General features: G+C 35.5%; 3 protein-coding genes. All 3 read right to left on the bottom strand.

The genetic code is table 11. The features are described from left to right. Positions 1-1,065 (bottom strand): glycosyltransferase family 4 protein (locus tag ACT8YW_RS22740; protein WP_444107230.1); only part of this gene is annotated, 1,065 nt, incomplete at its 3' end. A gap of 31 nt (positions 1,066-1,096) precedes the next feature. After that, positions 1,097-2,164, bottom strand: coding sequence for a radical SAM/SPASM domain-containing protein (locus ACT8YW_RS22735; RefSeq protein WP_008775062.1), 1,068 nt, complete (start codon positions 2,162-2,164; stop codon positions 1,097-1,099). A gap of 30 nt (positions 2,165-2,194) precedes the next feature. Beyond that, a partial coding sequence (locus ACT8YW_RS22730) for an acyltransferase family protein (RefSeq protein ID WP_444107229.1) occupies positions 2,195-2,963 on the bottom strand: 769 nt, incomplete at its 5' end.

The following is a 2,963-nucleotide window of genomic DNA, read 5'->3' as shown; positions in this document are numbered from 1 at the left end:
TACATCTATTACCTGTTTTGCTATTACATCCCAATTATATAAACTCATATCGTACTCTATCCGACGCAGCCCTTGTTCCATCTGCTCTTCTAGTTTTTCTTGTAGCTGTTCTACATCCCCTACTTTGAAATAACATGAATAAGGTAACCCCACTTCCATATTTGCTGGAATATTGCTTACAATGACAGGCAATTTATAGCTCATAGCTTCCAATAATGCGATAGGTAACCCTTCATGTGAAGATGGAAGAACAAAACAACATGCATTAGCAAGTAAAGAATGTAATTTCCGACCTTTTATAAAACCAGTTAATACTACTCCACATTCTCTCGACCTTTTTTTCAAACTGCGTGAGTAATCATCCTCAAAATCTGCGTCCCCCGCCAACACCAACTTATAGTCACTTGCACATATTCCAGCAAAAGCTTCTACTAAATGATGAAGATTCTTTTCAGGAACAAACCGACACATACCCAAAATATACTTTCCTTTCTCAATCCCCAATTCATTAAAATATTCTGGATAGTCACAAACTTCAGGCTCCGGAACTCCATTGTTAATTAAATGGCAGTCTCTTCTACCATATTTTCTCACCAGAAGGTCGTTAATGACTTCAGATATAACAATTACTTCATTAGCAAAAATCGTTCCCATACGCTCTCCTAATTTCAGCATTGTTTTAGCAAAAAAGCCCCATTTATCACGATCATAATCGGGACCATGGTGAGTAAACACAACCTTTATTCCTAGTAGTCTAGCTATAGGCACAAGTAAAGCCGGACCGATAGCATGAATATGAACAATGTCAGCTTTCTGGAATTTAGCTTCAAGAATAGCCTTGAAAGTATGTACGATTGCTTCAAAAGATTTCTTTTTAGGAGTTTCTATATCAATAAGCCTCACATTTTTGTATTCAGTCATGTTATCTTTCACATAACTTTTCCGACGTACTATTGTTATATCAAACCCCATTTCAGCAATTCGGGGAAATAACTCTTGACAATGCGTTTCAACACCACCCAAAATATCTGGGATACCACGAGTTCCGGTAACAAAGATCTTCATAGAATTAGTACAAAGAATACGTGTTCTATAATCAAAAAACTTCCCGTAAGTCTCCTTGAGAAGGATCTTGCCCCACGTTATACCAACATTTGTCCAAACAAGCTGTTTTTCCCTGCAAACTCCGTAATTTATTTTTTAAAGCCCATTTCAGCGGATACTTTATATATTTATGCATCACAGGTGAAGCCGTTCCTACCATCCAGCAGTTTTTAGGGCAACGGCGTACCATTTGGCGTACTTGTTCTGCTTGTTCCCCTTCCCATATTTCTTTGAAGTTGGGAGTCTCACGAATATTCCCCATACGCTTTTTCCAATACTTCTTTTCTAAACCATTACAGGGATAAATATCACCATAGGGCTCTACAAAAAAGTTCATTTCGCCAGCTTGACAGGGCAACATACGCCGTGAACCTTCTATATAATTGATTAGTCCCATATTGAAAAAAGCCCGCATCCATGATTTAGGATGTTTTTCTTTAAGTTGCAGATTTATCAGTTTTTCAAAATCGCCACAAACCTCCTCCTTATTGGTTATCACATTATCATCTTTGTGAAAATAATAAGAGTTATGAAAAGCAGCTGTAGCAAATTCCATACCCAAAGACCGGGATAGTTGATAAAGAGAAAGCATATCTTTAGAGTTGTTGTTGGAAACAGTACAACCGAAACCTATATCTTTCACACCCATATCTTTTAATGTAAGCAAAGTCCGAAGTCCTTTGTCGAAACCTCCCGCATGTCCTCTAAGCTCATCATTTTTACAACTAAGCCCTTCGATAGAAATACGGATACCAATATTAGGGAATTTCTTAGCCAAGGCTATTACCCGGTCCTCATACCAGCCAGAAGTCGATATAACCACGCGAGGAGATTTTGTGAAACACACTTCTACTATTTGATCCAGATCTTCACGAATGAACGGTTCGCCACCGGTTAGATTGATGAACTTTACAGAAGGTAACAATTTGATTTCTTCGGGAGTTATTTCCTTCCTTTTATCGGTCGGATGTTCCCATATATTACACATTTTACAGCGCATCGGACAACGATAAGTTGTGATGATGCACATATCCGTAGGTTGGGGAATATTAATTGACATTGTTTATATAATTAAAGAAATAGTAATATTTTATAGTCCAAAACATTGACGTATGAATGGACTTTCTATTTTTTGAATCATCTTTGATATTAAAACAGGCATGTAAAGAGCTAACAATATACTCAACACATATAAAGGCCAGTATAATAATTCGTTATCTAATTTTGCATATAAAAATCTTATTCCCATTTGAAAAAACAGACCCATTAAAAAAATCTGAAAGGTATAATCCCTGAAACTTGAAAAGAGGCGAGTCCAATAATGGGATAAGAGTAAACATAAAGCAACAGAGAAAGCTATCCCTGTAAAGGTTAAGAAAATGCCAGGAAGTACAAGTATATTAGAAAGGACAAAAAACATAAGAGAAACTACAAAAAAGCATTTTGTATCGGTATATTTATAGGCATCAAACTTAAAAAAGAGTAGCCCCGAATAAAAATAAACCAAATAATAAGCTACTTGCGAAAAACAAAGAATCTCTATATCTTTAGGAAAAAACAGATTCAATAATAATGCAGTTATCCACACACTTACTATACATTTATTCCACTGCAATGACCATTTAAAAACAGGATAAAAAAGAAATATTATAAAAAGAGTTATTATAAACCACATTTCCCCTAAAGGATTTGAAGCTGGATAAAGAACACTATTGATTATTTGTTTGAAAGACAATTCGACTGGTCTTTTCATCAACGGATTAAATATATACTTCAGAACAAAAGTAACTAATGTGAAAAAGATGAAAGGAATCAATAACCTCTTGGCGTTATCTCTATTAGTAACTACGGATTTTTTA

It is taken from the genome of Bacteroides sp. (assembly GCF_052357945.1).
GTDB lineage: Bacteria > Bacteroidota > Bacteroidia > Bacteroidales > Bacteroidaceae > Bacteroides.
The sequence above is the reverse complement of the archived record's forward strand: the minus strand, read 5'-3'. Positions and strand labels throughout refer to the sequence as shown.